The organism is Caballeronia sp. LZ003 (assembly GCF_031451465.1).
In the GTDB taxonomy this organism is placed as follows: Bacteria; Pseudomonadota; Gammaproteobacteria; order Burkholderiales; family Burkholderiaceae; genus Caballeronia.
Window position 1 is genome coordinate 1 of sequence record NZ_JARUXJ010000013.1, and the last position, 2372, is coordinate 2372.

Genomic DNA, 2372 nt, shown 5'->3' on the forward strand with positions numbered 1-2372 from the left:
AAGTCTATTCATGGCGTGTGAATCTGGTTATCGACTGCCGACTGCTTGGTCTCGGCATGCACTGGCACGTTCTTCTTCGTCGGTGCCCTCGTCAACCGTTTGAGAAACTGCCTGCATTGGTGTGCGTGCGATTTCCGCGTGGGTAGCGCAAGCAGGTGATGGAAATAAGGCGAGCATGCGACGGGCCTGAGGCAGCCCGCTAACGGGGGTTCGCTCTTGTTCGCCAAAAAATATGTGCGCTTTGCGGTGCTTACTTCTGAAAAGGCAGGGGCTTCGCTATACGGATTCGACCTCCCGGGATGAAAAACCATTGCTATTGACGGTCCTAGCATGTCTGTGAGTTACTTCCCTGCCGACTGCTCGCCTAAAATAAACAAGGGAAAACAACCTTTTGATTCTATGTGATACGAGTTAGGAAAAGGCACGCCGGCAACGGGTATCAGGAAGCATAATGGGCGCGAATCTTGAATATGGGTGATCAGATCTTACCCGGAGCGGGATGGCCATCATTGGCATTCTTGGGCGGCAGTGGCGCGCCGATCGCTCGACGCCCCACACGACGATGAGATGTTCATCTTCAGCGACATCGGCTACTTCGACACCGAAAACGAGGCGCGTGATCGGGGCATTGCCTGGGCGAAGGCATGGCTCGACGCAATTTTTAACTGTCCAGATATCGGATTGATTCGAGGCTAGCGCACCTCGGCCAGTTGTTCGTTTCCCGAACGCTACACGGAAACGCCACCGTACATCTGTCGCCGTCAGCGTCACAGAGGCCCAGCCGCATAAATGCGTTATCGAAGCGGCAAGAACTAGGCTAGGCCGTAGATCGCCTGCGCCCGCTTCAGGAGCGCCTCAAATTCATCTGAGGTACCGATATCAAACTCCAATTTATTAAAGGTCATCCGCAATGTGCGTCCGGTACGGCTTTGCCGCCAAGCCAGCGCGCCGCGCAAAAGGGTTGAGCCGATCGTTTGAGCGAGCGGCACAATGAATTCGCCGGTAAAACCGCGATCGTCTTGTACGCCGTGCATTGTGAATGACACGGCGCTCATCCGCGTACGGTCGGCACGCACTAGCTGATAGAACTCTCTGAGCTCGCGTTGGTAGTTTGGGCTGAATGTAGCCTCATCGTCCGCCGAGCGCACCAATGCTAGCCGCAGCGTAGCGATACGGTCCATCCTTTCCTCCTCCATCTGATAACGGACCATATCAGAAAGTAGTCGAGCAGCCAATTCAAGCCAACTTGGCGGAACTCAAGTAGTGGCTTTGGCGCGAGACTCGTTGCCCGGCGGTCGTGAAGCGCAAAGTGTGTGCGCTGTCCGGCGCGGACCGACATCGGGCTTAACTGATTCTTTTGGGCCATCAAGCTACATCCGATCAGGTAATAGGCGGGGTGATGAATGCAACAAGCGGCTTTTTGACGGACGGATCGCTCAGTGTGAAGCGCATACAGGGTCGACTATCGTGGCGTGAGCGGCGCGATGAATGGGCAGTGTCGCACCGCCCGCCCGTGATCAGAACCTATATGAAACGGTGACTTGCGCGGTCAAGGGAGGACTGGGCATGAGCGTGTAGTCGAAAGTCGCGGCCGAACCGCCGGTGTAGTACTTGCGGTTGAACAAGTTAAATATGTTTAGCTGCGTTTTCCAGTGGCCTTGCTGGTAGGACGCCATGGCGTCGGTGCGCACGTAACTGGCCAGCTTGAAGGTGTTCGGCAGGGCTGCCTCTCGCGAGCCCACGTAATAGACGCCAGCCCCAAACTGCAGTCCCGGTATGGACCGCAACTGATAGACCGTCCAAAGGCTTGCGCTGTGACGCGGAACATTACTGAGGAGATCGCCGACGGGGTAAGTCGTGTCACTCGTGACTTTGGCGAGCGCGTAGGCATACGTGACGATGGCTTTCCATTGCGGCGTAATGTTGCCGGCGATGTCGAGCTCCACCCCCTGACTTTTCTGCTTGCCTGTCAACACCTGGAGCAACGGGTCGGTTGGGTCGGTCGTGAGAATGTGATTTCGGTTCAAACTGAATAAGGCAAGGTTAGCGCTCAGCCGATCCTTGATGAGATCTTGCTTGACGCCTATCTCGAATTGCTCCGCGACTTCCGCATTGTAGGTGACGTTGCTGCCGCTATGTCCGACGTTAGGCGCGTGGCTGCGGCTCCAGTCCGCAAAAAACGAAGTATTCCCCATGGGTTGCCACACCAGCCCAACGCGCGGGGAGAACGTCGTCTGCTGACCTCGGACGGTCGCTTCGCCCACTTCGTCGGTGCGATTGAAAAATCGATCCGCGCGCATGCCGAGCTGGAGTTTGATTTGAGGCGTCAGTTCGACCAGATCTTGCACATAGGCGCCGTAATCCTTGCCCTG

The 2372-nt window shown here is 56.2% G+C and carries 3 protein-coding genes; 1 reads left to right on the plus strand and 2 read right to left on the minus strand.

The genetic code is table 11. The annotated features are described in order from the left end of the window. The first annotated feature begins 567 nt into the window (after nt 1-567). The gene (locus QCE79_RS32340; RefSeq protein ID WP_309851362.1) at nt 568-696 is read left to right on the plus strand and encodes a hypothetical protein; all 129 of its coding nucleotides are present in this window, start codon (nt 568-570) and stop codon (nt 694-696) included. 116 nt (nt 697-812) lie between these two features. Here QCE79_RS32340 and QCE79_RS32345 read toward each other — a convergent pair whose 3' ends face one another. Both QCE79_RS32345 and QCE79_RS32350 read right to left on the minus strand, forming a co-directional pair. Continuing rightward, nucleotides 813-1181 (minus strand): hypothetical protein, encoded by a 369-nt coding sequence (locus QCE79_RS32345; RefSeq protein WP_309851366.1) that lies wholly within the window; start codon nt 1179-1181, stop codon nt 813-815. A gap of 336 nt (nt 1182-1517) precedes the next feature. Beyond that, nucleotides 1518-2372 (minus strand): TonB-dependent receptor domain-containing protein (locus tag QCE79_RS32350; RefSeq protein ID WP_309851370.1); only part of this gene is annotated, 855 nt, incomplete at its 5' end.